Raw genomic sequence first — 25,299 nt, 5'->3', positions numbered from 1 at the left:
AATATGTACTATTATATAATATAATATTCATAGATTATTTATATATTTATTGCTAGTAATTAAAATAAAAAATAGATGTGTTAATTTTAATTAAAACATCTAAATATTCAATTAAATATTTAGGGGGAAAAATGAGGAAAAAACTATTTTTATTGCTTTACCTTTTTTTTACATTTGTATGCTTTTCAAAAAATATCTATGTAGTGTATGACGATTCAAAATCTATGAAAAAAGATAATCGTTCCATTTATGCCAATTATGCAATGCAAACTTTAATTTCACTATTAGAGAAAGATGATAATTTAATAATAACAAAAATGAGTGATTTAGACAATGATTTTAGAAATAAAATGATTATAAATCTAAAAGATATACCAAAAGAGTTAGAATTTTTTAGAGAAAAAATAGTCCCTAAGTCAAATTTAACTCCATATAAATCAGTTAGTTCTGTTGTTGAATATATGAAAATTAATGCTAAACAAGATGACATTAACTGGTTAATAATGATAACAGATGGAAACTTTGAAGATGGGAATCCAATACCTGAATTAGAAAAAATAAAAGAAGATATAAGTAGTTTAATAGCAGAAAATGATGTTAGACCAATATTTTTATTAATAGGTTCTAATAAAAAAGAGTTAGATAAGTATGAGGAGCAATCTGGGGTTGAAATCTGGAAAGAGATTTTTGGACAAGGAGAATATCCTAAAATTTATAAGTCAGTAGGTCAACACGACATTATAGAAAAAATGGAAGAGATAGCTCAGCTTTTAACAAATAAATCTTCAAAAAAAGAGGAAAAAAATTATAAAATAGATGGAAATGATATAAAATTCTTATCATTATTTCCTTTAAAAAAAGTTATAATTTTAAATCAAAAAGATAAAGATGGAAAATTACAAGAAATTGATAATGTAAAAATAGGAGATAAAGAGGAAAAATTAATAGAAGTATACACTCCTAAAAAAGCAACCAAAAATGTTGATTTATATGCAAATGTTATTCATATAAATGTTGAAAAAGGTGACAAAGATATTGAGGAGTTAAGAATTAGTTTCAAAGATGGAGTACCAAGTAATATTAAAATCTTTCCAGAAGTAGCTGGAGAATTTGAAGTAAAAATTACAGATATCAATGGCAAAGAATTAGATGGAAGAGTATTAAAAATGGCTCCAGAAGATGAAATAAAGGTATATGGATTCTTAAAAAATGCTAATGATAAAGAGCCGATGAAATATATTGATGGAACTCAAGTTTATATAAACTATGGTGGGAAAAGAATAGATTTAGAATATAATCCTAAAACTAAACAGTATGAAAAAAGTATAAAAATAGAGAAGGGAAAAAAATCAATTGATGCTGTAGCTGAGTTTGATGGATATTTTTTCTATCAATCTGATATCTATATCATCAATGGAGATGAAACAGTATCTAAAATAGTAAAATTTGAAGAGAAAAAAGAGATAAAAAAAGAGACACCTAAACCTGTAGTAGTAAAGAAGGTTGAAGTAAAAAAAGTAGAAGAAAAAAAGATTTATGATCTGAAAATAGAAAATATAGATACTAAGGTAATTACTCAAAATGATCTTAAAGATAAAGAGATAATTTTTAGACCAATATTAAATAATAAGTCTTTAAATAGAGAAGAATTTAAAAAGTTTAAATTAAAATTTAAAGATGAATTAAATGGAAAACTACAAAGAGAAGATAATTTTTGGAGTTATAGAATACCTACCTATGATGGAGTAACTAAATTTAGAAATCCTCAAGGAAAGTATAAGATAAAGGTTGTTTGTGAAAATAAAGATGAAAAAGTAAAATTAGAAAAAGAGATTGAGATTCAGATAGAAAAAATAGGATTTTGGGAAGCTTGGGGACAATTAATTTCTATAATTTTAGGATTTATAGTTGCTATAATTTTAGGAATAGGATATTGGAAGAAAAGTAGATTTTTAAAAAATAAGAAAATAGAGATAGCAGAAAGATTTGATGGATTAGATCTTCCAATAAGTAGAAAAGTTGAGTTAAAAGCTAGTATTTTAAATAAATTAACACCTTATTTAAAAGAAAGTAAAAAGATAGAAGGAATTACTTTTATTGCAAATAATACAAATATAAAAGTTTTAGGTGAAGAATTAGACAAATTATTTAATACAGGTGCAGTTAAAAAAATCTTTATCAATGGAGACTTAATTGGAAAAGATGAGTTAAAAGATAAAAAGGAACATATTTTATTTACGGGAAATGGAATAAAAATAATTTATCAAGAGGGAAAAGTAAAAGAATATACATACTATTAATATAAGGGGAGAAAATTATGGAAAATAAACCAGTATTACTTTTAGGACTTGGAGGAGCTGGATGTGAAATAGCATCAAGAATTTATAAGGAGCTTCCAGAATCAGAAAGAAAGAGAGTAGTAGTTCATACTTTCGATACAAATATAAATGATATTTTAAAACTAGGATTAAAGAATTCTGATATAACTGTTACAAGCTCAGAGTATACAGTTGAGCAATGTTTATTGGATGAAAAAATAAGAAGAAGTAATGTTACAGAGTGGTTTCCAAATGAATCACCTACAATACTAAGAACAAAATTTTCTGATGGAGCTGGACAGATAAGAGCTATTTCAAGACTAGCATATATGCAAGTTATGGGAAATCCTGAAAAATTAATAGACTTAGAAAAAAAATTGCAAACATTTTCACAAGTTGATGGATTAGATTATGCAAATGATGTAAGAGTTATGATAGTGTGCTCAATAGCAGGGGGAACAGGATCAGGAATATTTTTACAAACAGCTTTATATTTGAAAGATTATTTCAAAAGCAAAGGTAAAAATGTAACAATAAGAGGAAGTTTTGTGTTGCCAGATATTTTTGTAAAAAATAATATCATAAATGGAGTAAATACAATAAATGTACGTGCTAATGGATATGCTTGTTTAAAAGAGTTAGATGCAATAATAAAATCTACAATGGGACAAGATGATGAAAATAATATCAATATTCAATTAGCATATAAACCAGGTATGGCAGATGAAAAAGTAACAACAAATCCATATGATTTTGTATTCTTATATGATTATGAAAATCTTGATGGTCAACATTTAGGAGAGTATCAACACTATCTAGATCAAATATCTAAAGTTATATATCTTCAACTATTTAGTGATATAGCAAGAGAGACTGACTCAGATGAGATAAATACATTGAGAAATATAGTTGAAAATGATGGAAGAGCTAGATATGCAAGTGCAGGAGTTTCAACTTTAATATATCCATATAAAGATATAGTTGATTATAGTTCTTATAGAATAGCATCTGAAAATATAGGAAAAAATTGGTTGAAATTAGATGATTTATATAGACATGAAGTAGAAGAGATTGAAAATTATAAAAAACAAGGTATCTTTAGAGAAGTTCCTAAAAAATATATAAGAATAAATGAATTATTTGAAAATGAGATAAAAAACAATAATGTATTCTTTAAGCATCTAGAAAGAAGTTTATATGAGATAAATGCTGAAGGGGAATTAGGAGATAAAAAAGTTAAATTATTAATTGAAAATATTAATAAAAGAGTAGAAGATGATGTTACTGAATCAAAAGAATATAAAGAGTTTAACAGATATAGTGGACCTCAAGTTGAAAGATTAAATTCTAAACCTGATGAAATGAAAAACGAAGTAGAAAACTTTGAAACTATTTTAATTAGATTTAAAAAAGCTGTAAATAATGGAATAGAAGATAAGAAAAGTATTATTAGCAGTGATATTTTACCATTACATTTAATTGAACCTAAAGATATGGCAAAATTTCCATATCAACCTATATATTGGATATTAGGAGTTAAAGATGGACAGGCACTACATCCAATAGCTTCAAGAAGTTTTTTATATGAGTTAAAAACTATCTTACTTGAAAAAATAGGTGTATTATCTGAAGAGACTAGTGATCTATATAGTTCTATAGAGAGATATAATAAGGATTTTGAACAAGGAAGAAGTGCAAGTGAAGTAGCTAGTGAAAAGGTTAATAATTCTAGTGGATTCTTTAGTATGTTTAAAAAAGATTGGAAAGTATTTGGAAATGAATATAATGAAAAAGCATCTAAACAAATGAAGAGATTAAAGAATTATTATGAGAAAAAAGTACTTCTTGGAGTTTATGAAGAATTAAGAAAATCTGTAGATGACATTATTGAAAATGATGAAGAAAGATTCTTTACTGCATTAAATGAGATTATAACAGATTTCTCTCAAAAATATGATTCTCTATCAAAAATGCATGAGGAAAAAACAGATGTAACTAAAGTATTTGTTTTAGCTACAAAAGAATTAAAGGATAAATTATATCAATCATTAGTTATAAATATTAATGTTGAAGATGCTTTAAATACAAGTTATGGAGATATTATCTGTGAAAAATACAATAGATTTATTGTAAGAAAGAAAAATGAGTATAGTAGACAAAGTCAAAATATAAAAGATTCATATAAAAATAGAATACTAGATAGTTATAGAAATAAAATAGTAAATAGTCAAATTTTAGATATGAATATAATAGAAGCTCTTAGAAAAGAAAATGAATTATTAGGAAATGATTATAGTAGTCAAAGAGAATTTATTGAACAACAAGTTAGAAATACTAAAAATAGAGCAAAACCATTTGCATTAAAATCAGGAGCTAATGAATTAAATCTATGGGGATTAAATCCAGAAATTTTAGAAACTTTATCTGATGATGAAGCTAGGGATCTATTTGAAAATAAATCAATAGTAAAAAGCAATGGATTCTCGAAATATGAGATTATTAGATATGTATCAATGCACGGATTAAAAGCTCAAGATTTTGATAAATTCTCTTCTGGAGATTATTCAATAAATAAAGAACCTGGAGATTATTTCTTAGCTTATAAGGAATCAGTTGATAAACTTACTAAAAATGAAAAAACTGTAACACCTCACTTAGATAAAAGATGGCATCTAATAAACTATATGCCAGATATTAATGATGGTCAAGCTGCTCAAGATAAGAGAAAAATTACAGTACAATTTATAAAAGGATTACTATATGGATTTATAATTTCTAGAAAAAAAGAGGACAGAAGTATTTGGGTATTTAAAGATAAATATGGAAATGTTCAAGAGATAAAAAATGGAGATAGAGATTTAGAAGCTAAGTATCCAGTTTTATTAACAGGTTTAGGAAGCAATCCGTTCATCATTGACAGTATAAAAAATAGAGTTGCAGAGATGAAAAATAGAGACTTTGATGTATTTAGCCGTGAACTAGAAAAACATGAATTTATGTGTTTGCTGACAAAGGGACACCCTAATTTAATAGATATTCTAATAGAATATGTAAATGATTGTGGTAGATCTAAGGAAGCAGAAGGAAAAATAAAAATAATTGAAATATTAGATAACTTCCTTGATGAAGTAGTAGAGTATATGACAAACTATTATGGTTCTTCAAGAAAGAGAACAGCTTTAGAAGTAGCAATAAAATATATGTATACAATGCTAAATAGTTCTGATAAATATGAAAAAAGTGATAAGGAAGTAGATTATATCCAAGAGATCTCTGCTAAGATAGAAACTAAATGTAGAAGCGTAATAGAAGAAAATCGTTTAGATATTAGCTTAGATTTAAATAAAGATATGAACTATGAAAAATTAATAGAGTTTATTAATAATAGAGATTAATTAAAAAAGAGAAAATACTAATTTTAGTATTTTCTCTTAAATTTTAATTTTTAGGAGGAGAGGTTTGATTACATTTATTATAAATTTCAATGATGAAAAGATTCAAGAGGGGATTAGTAAAATATTTTTATATCCTTATTTAGCAAATAAAAAGATTAGAATAATAGAAGCAGTTAAAATGGAATATGAAGAGATTTTAAATGAAATAAAATATTTCTATCATAATCAAACAGACAATGAGTTTCAAATAATTTTAGTTTTACCTATATATGATAATAGTAAGGATAACTTTGGAGGAAATCTTGCAAATAGATTTAAAAATTTAGCTCAACAATTTTTAGAAAGAATGTATGAAGAGAGATTAGAGGCAGCTAGAATATCTTGTATAACATTAGATGATTTAGAAAGAGATATTTTAACAGATACTCCATTGAATATAAATAGCAGAGTAGCAGAAGAATTAAATATTTATGGGTATGTAGAAACAGAACTTTTTATGAAAAAAGATATCTTAGAAATTAGTGAAAGCTGGAAAGAGGTTGTAAGATTAGCAGAAACTGATATTAATGGTGCATATGAAAAGTTTAAAGAAGATTTAGATGATATAGTAAGAGAAAAGAGTGAAAAAATAAAAGCTTTAGCTGTAGATGAAAGTATAAAGATTAGTACTATAAAAAAGATAAAAGAGATTATAAAAAAGATAAATGATAATATGAAGTTTGAGTTTATGACAAGAAAAAAATATCTTCCTCAATTAGATATTAATCAATTTTTAATTGAAACTTTAAAAAAAGAAAGATGTTATTTTGAATTTTTATTTTCTCAAGATGATTTGGAGTTATTAGAAAGATGCTATAGAGAAGAAAAACTTTTAATAACTGGAGAAGATCAATTTAATCTTAGTTCAGAATTAATAGAAAAGTTAAAAATATATAGAGGAAAAATTAGTGAAACTATAAAAAAAATAATAGATGAAAAACATAATGCATTAGAAAATATAGAAAAATCTGATTATAAAAATCTTTATTTAAAACAAAATAATCTTACAGAAGTAATGAATAAATTTAAAAAGAAATATATAGAGAATTACTTAGATAGAATAATCAATGATAGATCTATGGAAAATAGTAAAATTAGAGAGCCACAAGAGATATTAAAGGGAATACTTGTAGGGGTTTATGGAATAGAATCAAGTGATATTTTTAATTCTACAAACTTTTCCAATATATATAGAGTAACTTTTAATAAAAATAATAAATTGAAATATAATGAATACAAGTTAAAGTTTATATATTTCCTACTATTTTTAATAGAGTATGGAGAGAAAAAAGAAAATTACTCTTTTGGACATGGATTCTATACATTGGATAAAATTAGCTTTAAATCAGAGTACTTAGGTAAACTTTTTGATAAATATATAATAAAACTTCAAAATGAGAGAGAAAGTATTAACTCATATCAAAATAGTTTAAAAGCAACTACTAAAATAAAAGAGTTTAAAATAAAAGAAGTTCCACATAGTACAGAAGTAAATGTTGGATCAATTCAAAATATAGCAGCTCCAGTATTTTCTGCAACTTATAATACTAATGATATAGATGTATACAGAAGAGAGTGGAGAGATAAGGTAAAAGAGGGAATAGATAGATATATTGAAAGTAACAATGAAAGTTTTTTAAGTTATCAAGGAGATAAAAATAAAACTTTATTAAGCTCTAGTGATTATGATTATACTACTACAGATATAGATTCTGAATTAAAGAGAAGACAAAATATATTAAATGAAGCTAAAAAAGAGTTACAAGAAGCAGAAGAAGATATAAAAACATTGGATATAAAAAATGAATGGTTAAATAAAAATAGTAAAGTGGTAGATGAAAGAGAATTAGAAAATCTTCTAGATAAGAGATTAAGAGGAGAAGATAGAACAAGAACTATATTTTTCACTATATTTTTTATAGTTTTAGCTTTAAATTGGAGATTATTTGGTAGTTGGGTTATAAGTTTAATAATGTTAGGAGCTGCTTTTTTAGTAACTATATTTACAGTAATTTTTAAAGCTAATGGAGTAAGAAATAGTATAACTGAAATAATTAAACATTCTATAGCTATTAGAGATAAATATATAAGAGAGTTAGAAGAAAATTATAAATTAAAAAAACAATATATTGATAAACAGTTTAAAGTACGTGTAGCTGATAAAAACTATCTATTAGCTAAAAAAGAGGAAAAAATAATAAATGAAAGAATAGAGGTATTTAGTTTTTATAAGGAAACTTTAGGAGAGCATTGTCAAATTGTAGAAACTTTACTAGAGATAATAAATAAATTTAGCAGAGAAGATGAGATAGAATATAAAAATGAAGAATTTAGTAATAAATTAAATACACTTGATGTAAAGAAAGCTCCTTTTGAAAATGATATTTTTAGTCTAAGAAAATATGTAGAAATATCAAAATATACAAATTTTGATGTAATGATGAATACACAATATAATGAATTTGATCCAGAATATATTGTAGGATGTCAAAGAATAGTTTTAAATAGTGATAAAAGATATAAGGAGATAGACTAATGGAAAAGTGGAACATGATAAAGATAGGATTAATACTGTGTGGTGTTTTACTGCTATTTTTTCAAAATAAATTGACAGATAGAGATAAAAAAGATAGAAATAAACAGGAGATAAATGTAAAAATAGCTATTTTGCTATTGATAACATATGGAGTTGTAAATAATTTTTTTATAAAAAGTTCTGAATATCAAGGTGAGATAGATATATTAGGAATTTTATGGACTAATTTAAAGGCTATTGGAGTAATTTTAGTTATATATTTTATTATTAAGTTAATAATAAAATTTTTAAAGAAAGATGGAAATATATCTGAATTTTATAAATATGATGCAGAAAAAAAAGAATATTTTTTAAATCCTCGTTTTAAAATTGTTGGAGAGATTTTTGGAGCTTTAAGAATATGTTTTGGTATTGTATCAGGATTAATTATTTTATCAATCTTATATTTAATTATAAAAACAGAATCATATTATATGTTAGATAAACTTTTAATTGCAATAGCTGGACTTCCATTAGTTTTTCTAGTATTAAATGAAATTCATAGTTTTTTAGATGGAAATGTTAAAGAAAAAGATACAGTAAGAAAAAAAGAGGAAAAAGTTGAAGAAATAAAAAGTGAAGAGGAAAAAACTGAATATGAAGATTTATACAGTGAATATAAAAATATTTGGGGAGTAAACCTTTTAGCAAATAGTAAAATTATAAATCCTTCAGCTGAAAATATAGATATAGAAGAAGAAAATAAAAAGATTCTTTCTGAAAGTAATAATAAAGAATTAGAAGCTATTTATGCAAAATTAAAATTAAAGTATAAGATAGAGCCAACAACTTTAACTATATTAAACAATCTTTTAAATGGTGAGAATAGAATAATAGAAAATTCTAACTATGAAGAGCTAGCTCCAATTTTATTTTCGTATTTTGAAGATTCAATAATAAAAGGGAAAAAGATATTAGTTTTAGCAGAAGATGATCTATATAATAACTTTAAAAATAGAAAAAATTTGTATGAATGGTTTGTAAATTGGTTTAATATTTTATATAAGAAAAGTATTAGAAATATAGTAGTTTTTGATGAATGGAAAAGTAAGAATGAGTGGGATATCTTAATTGCTACTCAAACAGAGCTAATAAGATATCAAGAGGAATTTATCAATAAGATTCAAGAGGAACAAAATGATATTAAAGATTTAGTAATTTTAGTAATAAATGAAAAGGCAGAAGAGATAGCTGAAAATATATTAACTTTAAGTATTTTATCAAATATATTAAATACATATTTTAATATTGATAAGAAAAAGAATTATGATGGAGCTCAATATATTATTCTATCGAGTAAAACATCTAATTTAAAAGAATCAGTTAATAAAAATTTGGGAATAACAGCACAAGGGGAAAAGATAAAAGAGAAATTAGCAGAAAGAATTTATACATTAGTTTGGAAAGAAGATAGTAAGAATGAGTATTATACTGAAATATTAAATGGAAGTCTTAATCATGATTTAGGAGTAGGAACAACTTTATCATTTTTACCATGGGAAAAAGGAAATAAAAAAGTTGAATTTATAGAACAAAATGTACTTCCTTATAATGCTTATGCTAAAGAGATAGAGTTAGCTAGAGAGAAATTAAAAGATATTCCATTAGATAAAAATAATATAAATGGAGCATATGAATATTTTGCAAATTACAATCTAATATCTTCTTTAATTAAGAAAGAGGATAGAAAGATAATGTTTATTCAAGATAATAACTATAACTTTCCTCTACTAATAAATAACTATAAGAGTGTTGCAGGTAAAGAATTATTATTAAATATAATCTCTCCAGTTTATCTTTTAAGAGATTATTTTGTAGAGAATGTAGAGTATTTTTATAATTCACCATTATATGGTTACACTCCTAAAATAGAAAGTGACAAATTTAAAATTGCTTCATATTTAAAAGAGATTTTAATTAATGAAAAATTAAATATATCTGAAAGTGTAATAAAAGATCAATTATCAAATATTAAAGAAAAACTAAGTAATATTGAGGAAGAGTTAATTAATTTATTTTTAGATGTATATAATATAGATATTTTAAAAAATGATTATCTATCAGTTAAAATTGTTCAAGAGTATAATAATGAATTGAAAAAATTTGAAGAAGTTAAATATTATAAAATGAAAGCTTCATTTAATGAAAATAGTTATTTTAAATGGTTTGAAAATTATGAGGTATTAGATACAGGAAATAATGTGTATAAAGTGCTTCCATATGATCATGTATATCAAAATTATCTACCTCAACAAATTCATTCTTTCAATGGAGATGCTTTTGTAATTGAAAAGATAGATACTATTAACAAAAAAATTAGAATTTCTCCAACAGAAAATACAAAAGTTTATAGATATAGAAATAAAGAAAAAATAAAAATAGCTGAAATATTAAATAAAAGTGAAGAGAGATATCCAGTTAAAGAGACAGATAGATATCTATTAGAAAATAAAATAGTACCAGCTAGATATGATATTGAAACTTTAGGATATTATAGTTTTAGTAAAGGAATAAAATTTGAAAATCAAAAATATGAGTTTATTAATTTTAGAGAAAGCTCAGAACTATATAAAAGAAGTTATGAAAGTGGAAAGATACTAGGTATAACATTGAAAGTAAAAAATGGTTTTATTGCAAATAGAGAAAAAGTATCTTTAACTTTAATAGTTATATTAAATGAAATATTAAAAACTCTTTTCCCTGGAAATTGCAAATATATTAAAGGATTTGTCTTATTAGAAAGTTTCCTTGGAGAAAATATAACAGAGGCCAAAGTTATAATTGATGATAGTTTAAGCCATATAGTACCACATGAAATAGAGCTTGAAAAAAATGACTATAGTAAATTAGTTGATTCTTCAGATGAAAATAGTATAAATCTATTCTTTATGGAAGATTCACATAAAGATGTTGGAGTTATAAAAGCTATTATGGATAATTTTGGAGATATTTTAGAAATAGTTCAAGATTATTTAAACTGGTTATTAGAAGAAAATACAGTTGAGAAAAATGGTTGGGAAAAAGCTAAGATACAACAAAATAATAGATTGGATTACTTAAAATATGGAATGGAAGAGATTTCTGAATATTTAGATATTAATGAGACAAAGGAATTTTTAAATCATATTTTAGGAAGAAATAAACATACTGAAGCAAGAAGACGTTTCTATTCAAAAATTACTGAAACTGTAGAAGAAGATGAATTTGATAGAATCTATAATAAATTAAAAGAGGAAATAAAATAAGGGAGACAAAGGAATGGCAATAAAAACATTATTTACAATGTTAGATCCAGCAACTTGGTTTTTTCTAGTACTAATATTTTTATACTTTTTGAAAAGTTTTAAAGAATTATTAAAAGTAAGAAATATAGGGGTAGAATTAGAAAGATATGTTAAAATTTTAGATAAAGTAAAAGGTAAGATTTTAGATGAATCAGAAAAAATAGAAACATTAGAAGATAGATATAAGACTTATATTGAGACTTTAGAAAATGAGAAAAAATTTGAGCAGTTAGATATAAAATTAAAAGAGTATAATGCTGTTTTAAAATATAGAAATTATTCTAGAGTAAAAGCAGAAGAATATTTTAATGAAAATACTATATTAGAAAATAAAATAAATATTCATTCATTAGGAAATAAAACTTCTATTCTAACAGGACTAGGGATTTTAGGAACATTTGTAGGTTTAACATGGGGATTATTTAGTATTAATGGTGGAGATTTAGCTAGAAGTTTAACAGTAATTGATACTTTGCTTCCTAAAATGAGTTTAGCTTTTATAACAAGTGTTTTTGGAATGGGGTCTTCAATAGTATATAGCAGTTTTCAAAAAAGAATACTGGGAGATGTATATAAAAATATAAATGAAATAGAAACAATTTTAGAGTTTTTATTTCCAAGTCAACTAGATATTGAGACAACTTTAGCTAGAATAGAGGTAAATTTGGAGAAGTTTACAAAAGAGGCATCAAAATCAATTGAAAAAGCTACATTTGATGTAGCAGAGGGAATGTTTAAAAAATTTGGGAATACTTTTTCAAAATCTGCTCAAAGTGCAGGAGCAAATTTACTATCAGGAGTAAATAATGCTTTAGGAGAAATTTTTAATCAAAAATTTATGAATGATTTTAAAACTATTCATAAAAGTTTTGAAAAGATAGCTATTACATTGGAGAAAAATAAAGCTATATTAGAAAATATAGATAGAGCTTCAGAAAATAGTAAGGATATCTATGAAAATGCACAAAAAACAGCAGAGGCATATGATCATTTTGTTAAGAGAATGGATGACTTTATGCAAACCATACTATCTTTTGAAAGAGTTCAAACAGAGTTTGGAAATGAAGTTAAAAATATGGTGGAAAACTCAAATAGAATACAAGAAGATATGGAAAATCTATTTAATAAAAATCAAGTAGAGATGAAAAAAATAATTGATTATATGGTAAATGGATATGATTTAACTAATAAAGAGATAAAAGAATTAATAATCCAAGTTTTAAATGTTAATAGAGAGGTTTTAAGTGTTGGAAATCAAATCTCTACTAATAATAGAGATAGAATTGTAGAAATAGGAAACTCTATTGATGGAAGTTTGGAAAAAATTCAAAATAAGATAGAAACTTTTGATTCAACTATAAAAACTAATACAGAATCAACAAATCAAATATTGAGAAGTAATATAGAAAATATAAATAATAGTATTATTTATAATAATGATAAATTAAATCAATATAGTGAAAGAGTTGAAAGATCAATAGAGGAACAAAACAGAAATCTTAATGAGCAAAATAGAAATATTATGAATGTACAAGATCAAATAGCTAGAACGACAGCAGCAGCTCTTAAAGAGTATGATAGAGTCTTTTCAGATGTAAATAAAGAGTTATTAAAGACAGTTAGCATAGTTAAAGAAGTCTCTAAAGATGAAGAGTAAAGGTGAGACTTATGAGAAGAAAGATTAAAAGATATGAAGATGATGGAAATAACTATATGTTTTCTGTTGGAGATTTGATGGCAGGAGTACTTTTCATCTTTGTTTTGCTTTTCTTAAAAGAATATATTACTTCAGATAAAGAAAATTATAAAAAGATATTGAAAGAGTTTGAAATAATAAGTCTAGAAAATAAGAAATTAAAAGAGATGGAAGAGGAGTTTAAAAAGTTAAAACTTTTAGAGGAAGAATATGAAAAGAATAAACATCTAAAAGAAATTGTTGAAAAATTAAGACAGGAAAATGAATATTATAAAAAGCAAGATGTGGTTATAGAAAATATCTACAATGAAATTGAAAAGAAATTAAGAGAAGCTATAAAAGATGATGAGTATGTAAAAATTGATTTTGAAAGACAGGAACTTATATTAGATAATAGAGTATTATTTGATAGCAATGAATACTTATTAAAAGAAGAGGGAAAAAATGCTTTAAGAAGGGTACTACCTAAGTTTTTTGCTACTTTTATTGATGATAATACTATTATAAGTTATCTAGAGCAATTGGTTATAGAGGGACATACAGATGATACTGGACCTGGAAATGCAGAGGAGAAATATTTATATAATCTAAACTTATCACAAAAAAGAGCTTTTGAAGTAGCAAACTTTATATATAGTGATAGAATTTTAGCTGCATCTTTAGGTGAAAAAAGATTAAAAAAATTAAAAATATATCTTTCATCAAATGGAAAAAGTGATTCTAATTTAGTTTATAAAGAGAATAATCCTAAATTAGGAGTAGATAGAAATAAGAGTAGAAGAGTTACAATAAAGTATAAAATTGATGTTCAAAAAATTAGAAAAGAGTTAAAAGAGGTGGAATAATGAGTATAAACTTACCTTATCCATCAGCAAGTCAACAATTAATTTCAGAAATAGAAAAAGAAAAACTTCAATTAAAAACATTTAATACTTTAGCAGAATGTATGAGAGTATTAAAAAAAATTAATAATTATGGGCTTACCTCTTCAAGAATGGATATTATTATACATAATTTAAAGAATAATAGATTATTTGAGTATCCAGTAAAAGAAAAAATATTTAATATACTAAGATATAATGAAAACCACAATATAAGATTAGAAGAGGAAATAATTTATAAACTTTATTTTTATCTCTATGATGAAAAAATTAAAAGTAATTTATTAGCTGTTCTTAATAGATATAGTGCTAAATTAGTAGATTTTGATAGATATTTAGAAGAGAATATCTATAATTTTATGGAAGTTTTAAATCTTCCTAAGGAGTTAAAACAGGAATTTCCTATTTTAAAACATATTATAAAATATTTAAAAAATGATAAAATAATAAAGCAATTTGATTGTTGGATATTTTCTTTGATTAATTATGTAAATTTTTTAGAGCTAGAAGATAAAAGTTTTGAAAAATATATAATAAAAAAAATGGAAAATAGAGAATTAAATATTTTTTTATCAAAAGTTGAAAAAGCAAAAGTTAAAGCTATCTATAAAGAGTATAAAAGTTCAAAAAATACAAATGAATATTTAAATATTATTTTAACTAAAGAGGGATGTAGAGATTTAGGAATACAATTGGTTATTCAAAAAAATAAAATGAATATTCCAAGTATTAAGTCTTTATATAGAGAAGCTTATAAGAAAGGGTATATCTCAAAGAAAAAATATATTTTATTTGTTCTATGGCAAAATAAATTTAAAATTTTTATAGGAACTTTAATTTTAGCATTAGTAATTGTTGGGGGATATTTTTTAGCTAAACTATTGATGCAATTACTTAATAAAAAGTAACAAAAGGAGTCTTTAATGGAAGATAAAAATTCAGTGTTATTTGATGAAGCTGTTACAAAAATATATAGCAATCTTGAAAATGATAAGATAGAGACAAAAACTTGGGCAGAATTTGCAGTTGTTTTCTATAGAAAGTATAAATCAAATTATAATGAAAGATTGTTAGTAAAGATTGTAAAGCAAACTTTAGAATTTTATAGAAGAAACTTAGAAATTTCATCTAAAAGAGAACAATTGAAATCAATTTTTGAATTGTTGAAAAAAATAGATGAAAATAAAAATGGAATTTATAGTTTATACAAGCTAAAAGAATTAGAAAATAAAAATTTCAAAGAGGGAAAAGAGGAATATAATAACGAGCAATTTAAAGAGTGGGAAAAAGAATTAAATGGAATTAAAGATAAAAATTTTGAATTAAAAGATAAAAAATTCTTTTTCTTTTCAAAAAAAAGAAAGCAAAAGGAAGCGAAAGTTATTATTGAGAGCTTAGAAAAGTTATCTGCTGAAATAAAAAATTCTACTGAAGATATAAAAATAGAGGTAGAGGAAAAAGATAAAGATATTTTAAGATTGTTTGAAAATATAAATGAAGACTTAAAAAAAATTATTTTTGAAGTAAAAAATAGTATTGGAGTGGAATTAGCAGAGATTGAATATGAAGAAGTAATACAGAATAAAGATGTAGTTAAGGATTTTGTATTTAATGTAATTATTCAAAACTTAGACTTTTATTTTAAAAATAAGAATATAGCTTAATTTTAGAAGAAGAATAGATCTAAATTTTAGATTTATTCTTTTTCTTTTTATATAAAAATCTGTTATAATATATCTATATCAAGCTTTATAAAATGAAAAAATGAGGTGTTATTTATGTTAGAGTTTAATCCGAGAAAGTATGCAGTAACCTTAAAATTAGTTTTTTTAAAAGCAGTAAATGACATTTATCCAGAAGCAAGGGTAGAGATAGATCATTCACTAAACAATGGAACTTATGGAACCATTGATCTTGGTAGAAATTTAAAAGAGAAAGATCTTGAAAAAATTAACAATAGAATGAAAGAGATAATAGAAAAAGATTATGAGATAAATCTTATATGTGAAGATAATGACACTTTAAAATTAAAAAGTCAAAAGATTGAGAGAGAGGATATAAGAAAATTTTTAGATAACTCAGGTTGGACAGGAATGATGGAGTATGAAGTAGGGGGATATCATGATTTTATGTATGAGAAACCTTACTCTTCAACTGGAGTTATAAAACTTTATGAACTAACAAAGTATAATGAAGGGTTTATAATAAAATATCCTTTAAAAAATGAAAATGAATTACCACCAACAATTGATAATCCTAAAATGGCTAAAATTTTTCAAGAAACAGGAAGATGGAATAGTATATTAGATGTTTCAACTATTGGTACTTTAAATGAGAAGGTATTAAATAGAGAGATAGGAGAGTTAGTAAGAGTAAATGAAGCATTGCATCATAAAAATCTAGCTAGAATAGCAGATCAAATTGTGGAAGATGAGAGAATAAAATTAGTAACTATTGCAGGACCATCATCTTCTGGGAAAACGACATTTAGTAAAAGATTATATATTCATTTAAGAGCAAGTGGAAAAAATCCAATAGTTATATCTTTAGATAACTACTATATTGGAAGAAAAAATGTTCCATTAGATGAATATGGAAATAAAGATTATGAAACAATAGAAGCTTTAGATTTAAAACTACTTAATGAAAATTTAACTGAGCTTATTGCTGGAAAAGAAGTTGAAATTCCTGAATACAATTTTGTTAGTGGTGAAAGAGAGAAAAAAGGAAAGATGATGAAAGTTCCAGAAAATGGTTTGATAATTATTGAGGGAATTCATGGACTTAATGAAAGATTAACAGCATCTATTCCAAAAGAGAATAAATTTAAGGTATATGTAAGTTGTTTAACTCAATTGAATATAGATAATCATAATAGAGTGGCTACAAGTGATGTAAGAGAGATAAGACGTATTGTAAGAGATAGTTTAGCAAGAGAGACAGGAGCAGAGGAAACATTAGCAATGTGGGACTCAGTTAGAAGGGGAGAGGAGAAGTATATCTTCCCATATCAAGAGGATGCAGATGTATTATTTAACTCTAATTTAGTATATGAACTTGGAGTTTTAAAGAGATATGCTATTAGAGAACTTATAAGAATTAAGCCTGATAGTGAATATTATGAGGAAGCTAAACGTCTTATAAAACTTTTATATTGTTTTGTAGATATAGATATAAAATATATTCCAGATGATTCGATTTTAAAAGAGTTTATAGGGGATAGCATTTTTTACAAGTATTAAGAACTAAAAGGGAGAATCCATAATGATTCTCCCTTTATACTTATATCTCTATTTCTTTTATTTTTTTCTTTGATTTTAAGTAACTTGCTATATATACAAAAGGTGTATCAAATACAGCAACTATAAATTTCATAAAATATGTAGTTATGAAGATTTCAAGTAATACTTCTTTAGGATAAATTCCCCAGAAAGCTATAATTGTAAATAAGCTATTATCAATAAGTTGGCTAACCATTGTACTCATATTATTTCTTATCCAAATATGTTTTCTTTCACTAAATCTTTCTCTCCATTTTTCATATGCCCATATATCATGAGTTTGTGATACCCAATAAGATATAAGTGAAGCAATAACTATTCTTGGCATAAAGTCAAAAATTCTTTTAACACCATTAAAAGTTAAAATTCCTTCCTCAACATCAGATGGAGTGAAGTTTACAGCTATCTGCATAATAACTGTCATCACTATCAGAGAGAAAAAACCAATTTTTACAGCTCTTTTAGCATATTCTCTTCCATAATTTTCTGCTAAAATATCTGTTACTAAAAACCCACCAGCATATAAAATATTTCCTAATGTAGTTCCAAAGCCAAAAAGATCAACTAACATAACAACCTGAATATTAGCTAATATTGTTGAAATTGGTATCCAAATATACAACCCTATTCTTCCAAATCTAACATAAGCAAAAAGAATTGCTAAAAAGTTTACTATTAGCATTCCTGCCCAAAGTATCTCATTTCTCATCTTTCTTTTCTCCTCTATTTAAAATATTAATTATTGTTCAAAAACTCCTAAATCTTTATTGTCAATTAAAAGTTCTACTCTTTCATCATCCATTAAGTATGAATAATTTTCTACAAACCATTTTACTAATTCATTATCTCTTTTAATAATAGTTCCATTATCTATAAAAATATTGATTGTAACTCCTTTAAAATATTTTAAAGCTGTTTCAATATCTGATTTTATCATTTCCTTTGTTTGCCCTTTTGTACAGACTAAAAGACATACAGAGTAAAGCTCTTTTCCTAAAAATTCTAAATCTTTTTCATTGACTTTAAAATTTTTATTATATACATCTATTCTAAAATTGTTATCAAAAGTTTCCATTCCCATTCTAAAACGAATTTCAATTCCATCAAAATAGTTTCTAATTTCATCTAATCTTTTGATATATCCGTAATAGATTTCAAAATAAAGTATTTTTATATTCTTTTCTTTGACAATTCTTTTGATTTCAGCAAGAGTGTTTTTAGTAATTTCAAAAACTGAACCTGAATTTATAACTTCTAGAACACCATACTCACCAGTTATCTCTTTTAGAACTTCAAAGTTTATTTTATCAATTTCATTTTCATCTGTTGAATTATCTTCAATATAGTTACAAAAACTACACTTTCCATATTTACATGGAAAACTTTTTAAAAGAACTATCTCTCTTTGATGTTTACCTATAATTTTATTATATCTAATTCCCATATCTTCTCCTATAATTAAATTTTTCAAATAAAAAAGCAGAGAAAATTTTCCCTGCGTAACAATAAAAAAAGACTAGTTTTTTATAGATGGTTTGTTATCACGCTAGGACATCTCCCTCTTTCTATGAGGACTTTGTGAATATTAAATTGCACTATATTTTAAACTTAAATTTCTATTTTGTCAACTTTTAATTGTATTAATTAAAAAAAACTAGCACAAATTAATAAATTTACTTATTAATCTGTACTAGTTATTATTTTTATTTTAAAATATTTTCTAAGTAGATAGCTACTCCCTCTTCTTCATTAGTTAAAGCTCTAGTTGAGAAAGCTTCTTTTAAGGTTGCCATACCATTTTCCATAACTACTGGATGTCCAGCAGCAGCAAGCATAGAGTAATCATTTTCACCATCTCCAAAGGCAATAATTTCATCAATAGGAATATTAAATTGTTTAGAGATAAATTCTATTGCATTTCCTTTACTACAATTTTTATCAACAATATCCATGCAGTTAGGTTGTGTTATAGTTACATCTATTTCAGGTGCGAATTCTTGTTGTAATACAAAATCCTTTAATCTTCTAAGAGATTCCTCATCTTGTCTAGCTATTATTTTGAACATTTCAGGGAAATTGTCACTATTCCCAAGTTCAATTATATTAAAAATTCCACTTTCTACTGTTAAAACAGGATTTTTTTCTCTATCATCTAAATAAAGATTTTTATGAGAAAAACCATTGTAATTTACTTTATTTTCTCTAAGAAAAGTTAAAACTTTTTTAACAACTTCACTTTTCATAGGATTAGAATAGATAAGATTTTCATCTTTATCATAAACATTTGCTCCATTATTACAGATTGAAAATATTTTTATTCCTAAATCTTGTTGAAATTTTTTTATAGAGTGTTGACTTCTTCCAGAGGCAATAGCAAAATCTATCCCCTTAGAGTAAGCTTCTCTTAAAATCTTTTTAGTTCTCTCTGTAATCTCTTTTTTTTCATTTAGTAATGTTCCATCTAAATCTGATACAATTAATTTCAAAATTCTTTCCTCCTAGATTTTAATTTTTGTCCATTTTCCACTATCAAAACGTTTTTTTCCTAAAATATATCTCATAGTTTGATCAGCAAAGAGTGCTATCCATGCCCCTTTAAGTCCTAAATTAGCAGGAAAACATAGTACCCAAGCAAGTGCTGGTCTAATTAATGCTATACTTATAAATGAGATTAAGGCAACAAATTTTGTATCCCCTGCTCCACGTAAACAACCATTATATACAGTTTGAGAAGTTTGAGCATGGGTTGTAAAAGCTATAATAATCATTATTGTTCCCCCAAGAGAAACAATATGTTCTTCACTATTAAATAGCATTATAATCTGCTTACGAGCTAATATAAATAGAAAGAATAAAACAGTTGATACAATAAATGCCATTCTCTGCCCAGTTTTTCCATAAATTTTAGCTTTATCAGGTCTTTTAGCTCCTAAATTTTGTCCTACAAGAGATGCAGCAGCAGCACTTAAACCATCTCCAAAACAAAATGAAAGGTTAATAACATTCATACATATTTGGTGAGTAGCAAAGGCTATTGTTCCTAAAGCGGCAACAATTATAGCAAATGAGAAGAAACCTATTCTCATAAATACCTGTTCAACTACTGAGCTTCCACTGATACTAAGAAAAGCTTTCATTGTAGCTTTATCAAATTTCCAGTTTCCTCTTCCTCTTAAATCTAAAACTCTTGTATTATAATAAACTGAAAATACAGACATTAAAAAACTTACAATACTTCCAAGAGTAGTTGCTAGAGCAGCCCCCCTTACTTCTAATCTTGGAAAAATCCAAACTCCATTTATTAAGAAATAGTTAAATATTAAATTGACTATATTGGCTACAACATTTGTTCTCATAGAGATTTTTGTATTTCCTACTCCCCTTTGAGCAGCATTGATCGTTAAACTTAAAGATGTGAAAACTATACTTACCATTAAAATTTTATAATAGGCAACAGAATCGTTTATAACATCTTCTCCAGCTCCAGCAAATATCATAATTTCATGAGCATAAATATAACCTGAGATAGCCATTATTAAAGAGATAATAAAAGAAAGGATTATAGATTGCTTTAAACAGCTATTAGCACCTTTAAAATCTTCAGCTCCTTTTCTTCTAGCTACAATTGCTGTTACCCCTACATTTAGAGAGAAAATCATTGCAAGTAGTACAAATTTTGGTTGGTTTGTTAAACCAACAGCAGCTATTGCTTCAGCTCCTAATCCCCCAACCATCATTATATCTATTGAACCTACTAAACTTACTAGGACAGCTTCAAAAGCACAAGGCCAAGACATATTAAAAGAATTTTTATAAACTTCCCTTGTTGTAGGTAGAGTTCCTAGAATTTCATTTTTTCTTAACATATAATCTATTGAAAAAAAGCGTTTTAATAAATTCCCCATAAATTTCCCCCTATACTTAAAGTATTTTTTGATGTTTTATACTTTAAATTGCTCTTTTTTACAATAATATTATACTAAATATTTAGAAAAAAGAACAGTGCAATATTATAAAATTTATTTTTTAGACATTTGTATGTAAATTAAAATACAAAGTGAACACTGCTTTATAAAATAATTATAAAATATTTTTATGTTTTATGATATAATAACTAATGGAATATCAAAAAAAATAGGGGTTGTTTTATGAAAATTATAATTGTAGGAGCAGGAAAAATAGGGGAATCACTTTGTAGAGATTTAGCTAGTGAAGGGAATGATATTACTTTGATTGAGCAAAATTCAAAGATTTTGGATAGAGTTCTTTCATCATCTGATATCATGGGGCTTATGGGAAATGGAGCTAACTGTGATATTTTAACTGAAGCAAATGTTAAATCATGTGATGTTTTTATAGCAGTAACTCAATCTGATGAGATCAATATAATATCATCAGTTATGGCTAAAAAACTTGGAGCAAAATATAGTATAGCCAGAGTTAGAAATCCTGAATATTTCACTCAAATGAAATTTATGAGTGAATCTTTAGGAATTGATGCAATGTTAAATCCTGAAGCAGAAGCAGCTTATTATATAGCTAAAAACTTAGAATTTCCAACAGCTCTAAATGTTGAAAGTTTTTCTGAAAATAAAGTAAATATTGTTGAATTAATGGTTACAGAGGGAAGTTATTTAGATGGAATAAAACTTTCAGAGTTTAAAAATAAATACTTCAAGAGAATAATAGTATGTATTGTAAAAAGAGGAAATGAAGTGTATATTCCTACTGGAAACTTTGTTTTAGAGGCAAAGGATAAAATCTATGTAACTGGGGTTCAATCTGAACTTTCTAATTTTTATAAGTCTTTAGGACATGCAGAAGAACGTATAAAATCAGTTGTTATAGTTGGTGGAGGAAGAATAACTTATTATTTAACTAATATTCTTCTTGAGAAAAAAATAGATGTTAAAATAATTGAATTAAATGAGGATAGAGCTAAGCATCTTAGCGAAATATTTGAAAATGCTATAGTTGTACATGGAAATGGAACAAATAGTGAGCTTTTAGAGGAAGAGAGATTTGGAGAATATGATGCTTGTGTTTCTCTTACTGGAATAGATGAAGAAAATATTATCATTTCTATGTATGCTAATAAAATAGGAATTAAGAAAAATATTACAAAAATTAATGGAATAAGTCTATTTAATGTACTAGAATTAGTAGGACTTCAATCAATTGTAACTCCTAAAAAGATAGTTGCAGATAATATAGTAAAAATTGTTAGATCATTAGCTAGCTCACAAAAAGAGGATAATATAGAAACTCTTTATAGAATAGCTGATAATAATGTAGAGGCAATAGAATTTAAAGTTCCAGAAAATAGTTTAATTTGTAATATACCTTTAAAAGATTTAAATATTAAAAAGAATCTTCTTATTGCATATATTATTAGAGATAATCAACTTATTTTCCCAGATGGAAGTGATGTTATAAAATTTGGTGATAGAGTTATTATAGTAACTACTGAAAAGTATCTAAATGATGTAAATAAAATATTAATGTAATGGGGAAGATAGATAATGAATAATAAGATGATATGGTATATAATAGGTCAGATATTAAAATTAGAGGCTCTGTTTATGCTTATTCCTCTAATTCTTAGTGTAACGTATAGTGATGGGAAAAAGGTAGTATTTGCCTTTTTAATAACAATAGTTGCATTGGTAGTATCAGGTTTTGGATTATCTTTTAAATTGCCTAAAAATCAAAAGATTTTTGCTAAAGAGGGACTAATAATAGTTGCTTTTTCATGGATAATGCTTTCAATATTTGGAGCTTTGCCTTTTGTAATAAGTAGAGAGATTCCATCTTTTATAGATGCTTTCTTTGAGGTTGTAAGTGGATTTACAACTACAGGAGCTAGTATTTTAACAGATGTAGAATCTATGAGTAAGTCTCTATTATTTTGGAGAAGTTTTACTCACTTTGTTGGAGGAATGGGAGTTCTTGTGTTAGCTTTGGCAATTCTTCCTAAAAATAGTAATCAATCATTGCATATAATGAAAGCTGAAGTTCCTGGACCAACTTTTGGAAAGATAGTGGCAAAAATGTCGTATAACTCAAGAATTTTATATTTAATATATATATTTATAACAGTAATAGTGATTATTCTTTTAAAACTAGCAGGACTACCTTGGTTTGATTCAATTCTTCATGCTTTTGGAGCTGCAGGAACTGGAGGGTTTGGTATAAAAAATACAAGTGTTGCTTACTATCAAAGTCCAGTTGTTGAGTATATACTAGGAGTTGCAATGCTTTTATTTGGTATGAACTTTAACTTGTTTTATGCCTTACTTTTAAAAAATTTTAAACAAGTATATACGAATGAAGAGTTGAGGTATTATTTAATGATTGTTTTTGGAGCGATTGCTTTAATTGCTTTTAATATTCACTCTATGTATGATGATTTTTCAACAATGATAAGAGATATTTTCTTTACAGTATCTTCTATTATAACAACAACAGGATTTTCTACTGCTGACTTTGATAAGTGGCCAGTATTCTCAAAAACAATACTGCTAATAATAATGTTTGTTGGAGGTTGTGCTGGTTCTACTGCTGGAGGATTAAAGATTTCAAGGGTAGTATTACTTTTTAAAAATGTAATAAATGAATTTAAAAAAATAGGAACTCCTAATAGAGTTATGAGTTTAAGAATGGATGGTAAAGCTGTACCTAAAGAGCTGTTAGAAGGAATTAGTATATATCTTTCTATCTATATTACTATTTTCTTAATTTTAATCTGTTGTGTATCTCTTGAGATGCCAGATTTTGTTTCTGCTTTTAGTGCTGTAACTGCTACATTTAATAATATAGGTCCAGGGATGGGAGTTGTAGGTCCTACATGTAACTATGCTAATATCTCCTCTGTAAATAAGGTAATATTATCATTTAGCATGTTATTAGGAAGATTGGAGATATTCCCAATACTATTTTTATTCTCTCCTAATTTCTATAAAAGAAATACAAAATATTAAAAATAAAAAGGATTTTGTTCATACGATTAGTATATTAAAAAAAGGGGAAATAAAATTTGGAGGTTAAAATGAAAAAATTACTTTTATTACTTACTTTGATTATTTTTACTGCTTGTGGTGGACAGAAGAAAATTGTAGTTGACTCACTTACTTATGAAAAAAATGGTGACAATTACTCTTATAAAATTGAGATTCCTCAAATAAAAGGAATAAATAATAAAGAGATAGAAAAATTAAATGTTGAATTATCAGAGCTTGCTGATAGTACTATTGAAAGCATGGTTAATGGTTTAGAAGGTAGCCCTGCTGAATATATTGAAAGTTATCAAACATTTGAAAATGATTTTGGAATAACTTCAATTTTATTGGAAACTTATTCAATAGGAGAGAAGGATGCTAATGGAATTCAAGCTTCAGAATCTATAAATATAAAAAATTCTGATGGAAGTTTTGTAACTTTTGATTCTTTCTTTAAAGAGGGAGCAAGAGAATATATTATTGATCAGATTAGAAGCATTATAAATAAAAATAGTGGAAAAATAGTTTTAAATTCTAATGGAGAAGAGATTGCATTCTTTGAAGATGTAGAAATAAATCTAAATAATTCTGCTATGTACTTTGATGGAAATGATATATGTTTTAAATTTGATATGTATGAATTAGCACCACATTCAGAAGGACAACCAATAATAAGATTCCCTAAAGAGGAGTTAAAAGAGTTTATAAGATAAGAAAATAGAGCTGTTGCAAACAAATTGCTTCAGCTCTTTTTAAATTACATTTGTAACTACTCAGCTATGTAGTTTACAAAAAATTAAAAATCAGCTAAAAATTAGGAGAATTTGCTTAG

16 protein-coding genes are annotated in these 25,299 nt (G+C 25.4%); 12 read left to right on the top strand and 4 right to left on the bottom strand.

The genetic code is table 11. The annotated features are described in order from the left end of the window. Positions 1-131 precede the first annotated feature (131 nt). From I6E31_09625 to I6E31_09585, 9 genes are all read left to right on the top strand, one after another. The gene (locus I6E31_09625) at positions 132-2,300 is read left to right on the top strand and encodes a hypothetical protein (GenBank protein MCF2640223.1); all 2,169 of its coding nucleotides are present in this window, start codon (positions 132-134) and stop codon (positions 2,298-2,300) included. 17 nt (positions 2,301-2,317) lie between these two features. Further along, positions 2,318-5,713 carry a hypothetical protein gene (locus tag I6E31_09620; GenBank protein ID MCF2640222.1) on the top strand — a complete coding sequence of 1,132 codons (3,396 nt, stop codon included), beginning with the start codon at positions 2,318-2,320 and terminating at the stop codon, positions 5,711-5,713. Positions 5,714-5,777: 64 nt separating this feature from the next. After that, on the top strand, positions 5,778-8,288 hold the full coding sequence (locus tag I6E31_09615; GenBank protein MCF2640221.1) for a hypothetical protein: 2,511 nt from the start codon (positions 5,778-5,780) through the stop codon (positions 8,286-8,288). Beyond that, on the top strand, positions 8,288-11,572 hold the full coding sequence (locus tag I6E31_09610; protein ID MCF2640220.1) for a hypothetical protein: 3,285 nt from the start codon (positions 8,288-8,290) through the stop codon (positions 11,570-11,572). Before I6E31_09615 ends, I6E31_09610 begins: the two co-directional genes overlap by 1 nt. A 13-nt stretch (positions 11,573-11,585) precedes the next feature. Beyond that, positions 11,586-13,268 carry a methyl-accepting chemotaxis protein gene (locus tag I6E31_09605; GenBank protein MCF2640219.1) on the top strand — a complete coding sequence of 561 codons (1,683 nt, stop codon included), beginning with the start codon at positions 11,586-11,588 and terminating at the stop codon, positions 13,266-13,268. A gap of 11 nt (positions 13,269-13,279) precedes the next feature. Beyond that, positions 13,280-14,152 carry an OmpA family protein gene (locus I6E31_09600; protein MCF2640218.1) on the top strand — a complete coding sequence of 291 codons (873 nt, stop codon included), beginning with the start codon at positions 13,280-13,282 and terminating at the stop codon, positions 14,150-14,152. Beyond that, positions 14,152-15,096, top strand: a complete 945-nt coding sequence (locus tag I6E31_09595; protein ID MCF2640217.1) for a hypothetical protein — start codon at positions 14,152-14,154, stop codon at positions 15,094-15,096. The genes I6E31_09600 and I6E31_09595 overlap by 1 nt, the downstream gene beginning before the upstream one ends. Positions 15,097-15,111: 15 nt before the next feature. Beyond that, positions 15,112-15,852 (top strand): hypothetical protein, encoded by a 741-nt coding sequence (locus tag I6E31_09590; GenBank protein MCF2640216.1) that lies wholly within the window; start codon positions 15,112-15,114, stop codon positions 15,850-15,852. Positions 15,853-15,966: 114 nt separating this feature from the next. Then, the gene (locus tag I6E31_09585) at positions 15,967-17,430 is read left to right on the top strand and encodes a nucleoside kinase (protein MCF2640215.1); all 1,464 of its coding nucleotides are present in this window, start codon (positions 15,967-15,969) and stop codon (positions 17,428-17,430) included. 40 nt (positions 17,431-17,470) lie between these two features. On the opposite strand, the gene I6E31_09580 is transcribed toward I6E31_09585, so the two are convergent. The 4 genes from I6E31_09580 to I6E31_09565 all read right to left on the bottom strand — a co-directional run bounded on the left by I6E31_09580 (position 17,471) and on the right by I6E31_09565 (position 21,374). After that, the gene (locus tag I6E31_09580; GenBank protein ID MCF2640214.1) at positions 17,471-18,178 is read right to left on the bottom strand and encodes a queuosine precursor transporter; all 708 of its coding nucleotides are present in this window, start codon (positions 18,176-18,178) and stop codon (positions 17,471-17,473) included. 30 nt (positions 18,179-18,208) lie between these two features. Further along, on the bottom strand, positions 18,209-18,913 hold the full coding sequence (locus I6E31_09575; protein MCF2640213.1) for a radical SAM protein: 705 nt from the start codon (positions 18,911-18,913) through the stop codon (positions 18,209-18,211). 259 nt (positions 18,914-19,172) lie between these two features. Then, on the bottom strand, positions 19,173-19,955 hold the full coding sequence (locus I6E31_09570; protein MCF2640212.1) for an HAD family hydrolase: 783 nt from the start codon (positions 19,953-19,955) through the stop codon (positions 19,173-19,175). Between the two features lie 12 nt (positions 19,956-19,967). Then, on the bottom strand, positions 19,968-21,374 hold the full coding sequence (locus I6E31_09565) for an MATE family efflux transporter (protein ID MCF2640211.1): 1,407 nt from the start codon (positions 21,372-21,374) through the stop codon (positions 19,968-19,970). A 243-nt stretch (positions 21,375-21,617) separates the two neighbouring features. On the opposite strand from I6E31_09565, the gene trkA reads away from it, so the two are divergent. From trkA to I6E31_09550, 3 genes are all read left to right on the top strand, one after another. Beyond that, on the top strand, positions 21,618-22,976 hold the full coding sequence (gene trkA, locus I6E31_09560) for a Trk system potassium transporter TrkA (protein MCF2640210.1): 1,359 nt from the start codon (positions 21,618-21,620) through the stop codon (positions 22,974-22,976). A gap of 15 nt (positions 22,977-22,991) precedes the next feature. Continuing rightward, a complete protein-coding gene (locus I6E31_09555; GenBank protein MCF2640209.1) occupies positions 22,992-24,449 on the top strand; it encodes a TrkH family potassium uptake protein in 1,458 nt (485 codons plus the stop codon). Between the two features lie 68 nt (positions 24,450-24,517). Next, a complete protein-coding gene (locus I6E31_09550) occupies positions 24,518-25,180 on the top strand; it encodes a DUF3298 domain-containing protein (protein MCF2640208.1) in 663 nt (220 codons plus the stop codon). The last annotated feature ends 119 nt before the right edge of the window (positions 25,181-25,299 follow it).

It is taken from the genome of Fusobacterium varium (genome assembly GCA_021531615.1).
GTDB classification, from domain to species: domain Bacteria; phylum Fusobacteriota; class Fusobacteriia; order Fusobacteriales; family Fusobacteriaceae; genus Fusobacterium_A; species Fusobacterium_A varium_C.
The sequence above is the reverse complement of the archived record's forward strand: the minus strand, read 5'-3'. Positions and strand labels throughout refer to the sequence as shown.

What these genes read in the sequence shown, in the direction of transcription:
- I6E31_09565 (MCF2640211.1), bottom strand. Translation starts at nt 21,374, where the DNA reads ATGGGGAATTTATTAAAACGCTTTTTTTCAATAGATTATATGTTAAGA.
- trkA (MCF2640210.1), top strand. Translation starts at nt 21,618, where the DNA reads ATGAAAATTATAATTGTAGGAGCAGGAAAAATAGGGGAATCACTTTGT.
- I6E31_09625 (MCF2640223.1), top strand. Translation starts at nt 132, where the DNA reads ATGAGGAAAAAACTATTTTTATTGCTTTACCTTTTTTTTACATTTGTA.
- I6E31_09605 (MCF2640219.1), top strand. Translation starts at nt 11,586, where the DNA reads ATGGCAATAAAAACATTATTTACAATGTTAGATCCAGCAACTTGGTTT.
- I6E31_09620 (MCF2640222.1), top strand. Translation starts at nt 2,318, where the DNA reads ATGGAAAATAAACCAGTATTACTTTTAGGACTTGGAGGAGCTGGATGT.
- I6E31_09595 (MCF2640217.1), top strand. Translation starts at nt 14,152, where the DNA reads ATGAGTATAAACTTACCTTATCCATCAGCAAGTCAACAATTAATTTCA.
- I6E31_09585 (MCF2640215.1), top strand. Translation starts at nt 15,967, where the DNA reads ATGTTAGAGTTTAATCCGAGAAAGTATGCAGTAACCTTAAAATTAGTT.
- I6E31_09600 (MCF2640218.1), top strand. Translation starts at nt 13,280, where the DNA reads ATGAGAAGAAAGATTAAAAGATATGAAGATGATGGAAATAACTATATG.
- I6E31_09610 (MCF2640220.1), top strand. Translation starts at nt 8,288, where the DNA reads ATGGAAAAGTGGAACATGATAAAGATAGGATTAATACTGTGTGGTGTT.
- I6E31_09550 (MCF2640208.1), top strand. Translation starts at nt 24,518, where the DNA reads ATGAAAAAATTACTTTTATTACTTACTTTGATTATTTTTACTGCTTGT.
- I6E31_09590 (MCF2640216.1), top strand. Translation starts at nt 15,112, where the DNA reads ATGGAAGATAAAAATTCAGTGTTATTTGATGAAGCTGTTACAAAAATA.
- I6E31_09580 (MCF2640214.1), bottom strand. Translation starts at nt 18,178, where the DNA reads ATGAGAAATGAGATACTTTGGGCAGGAATGCTAATAGTAAACTTTTTA.
- I6E31_09575 (MCF2640213.1), bottom strand. Translation starts at nt 18,913, where the DNA reads ATGGGAATTAGATATAATAAAATTATAGGTAAACATCAAAGAGAGATA.
- I6E31_09555 (MCF2640209.1), top strand. Translation starts at nt 22,992, where the DNA reads ATGAATAATAAGATGATATGGTATATAATAGGTCAGATATTAAAATTA.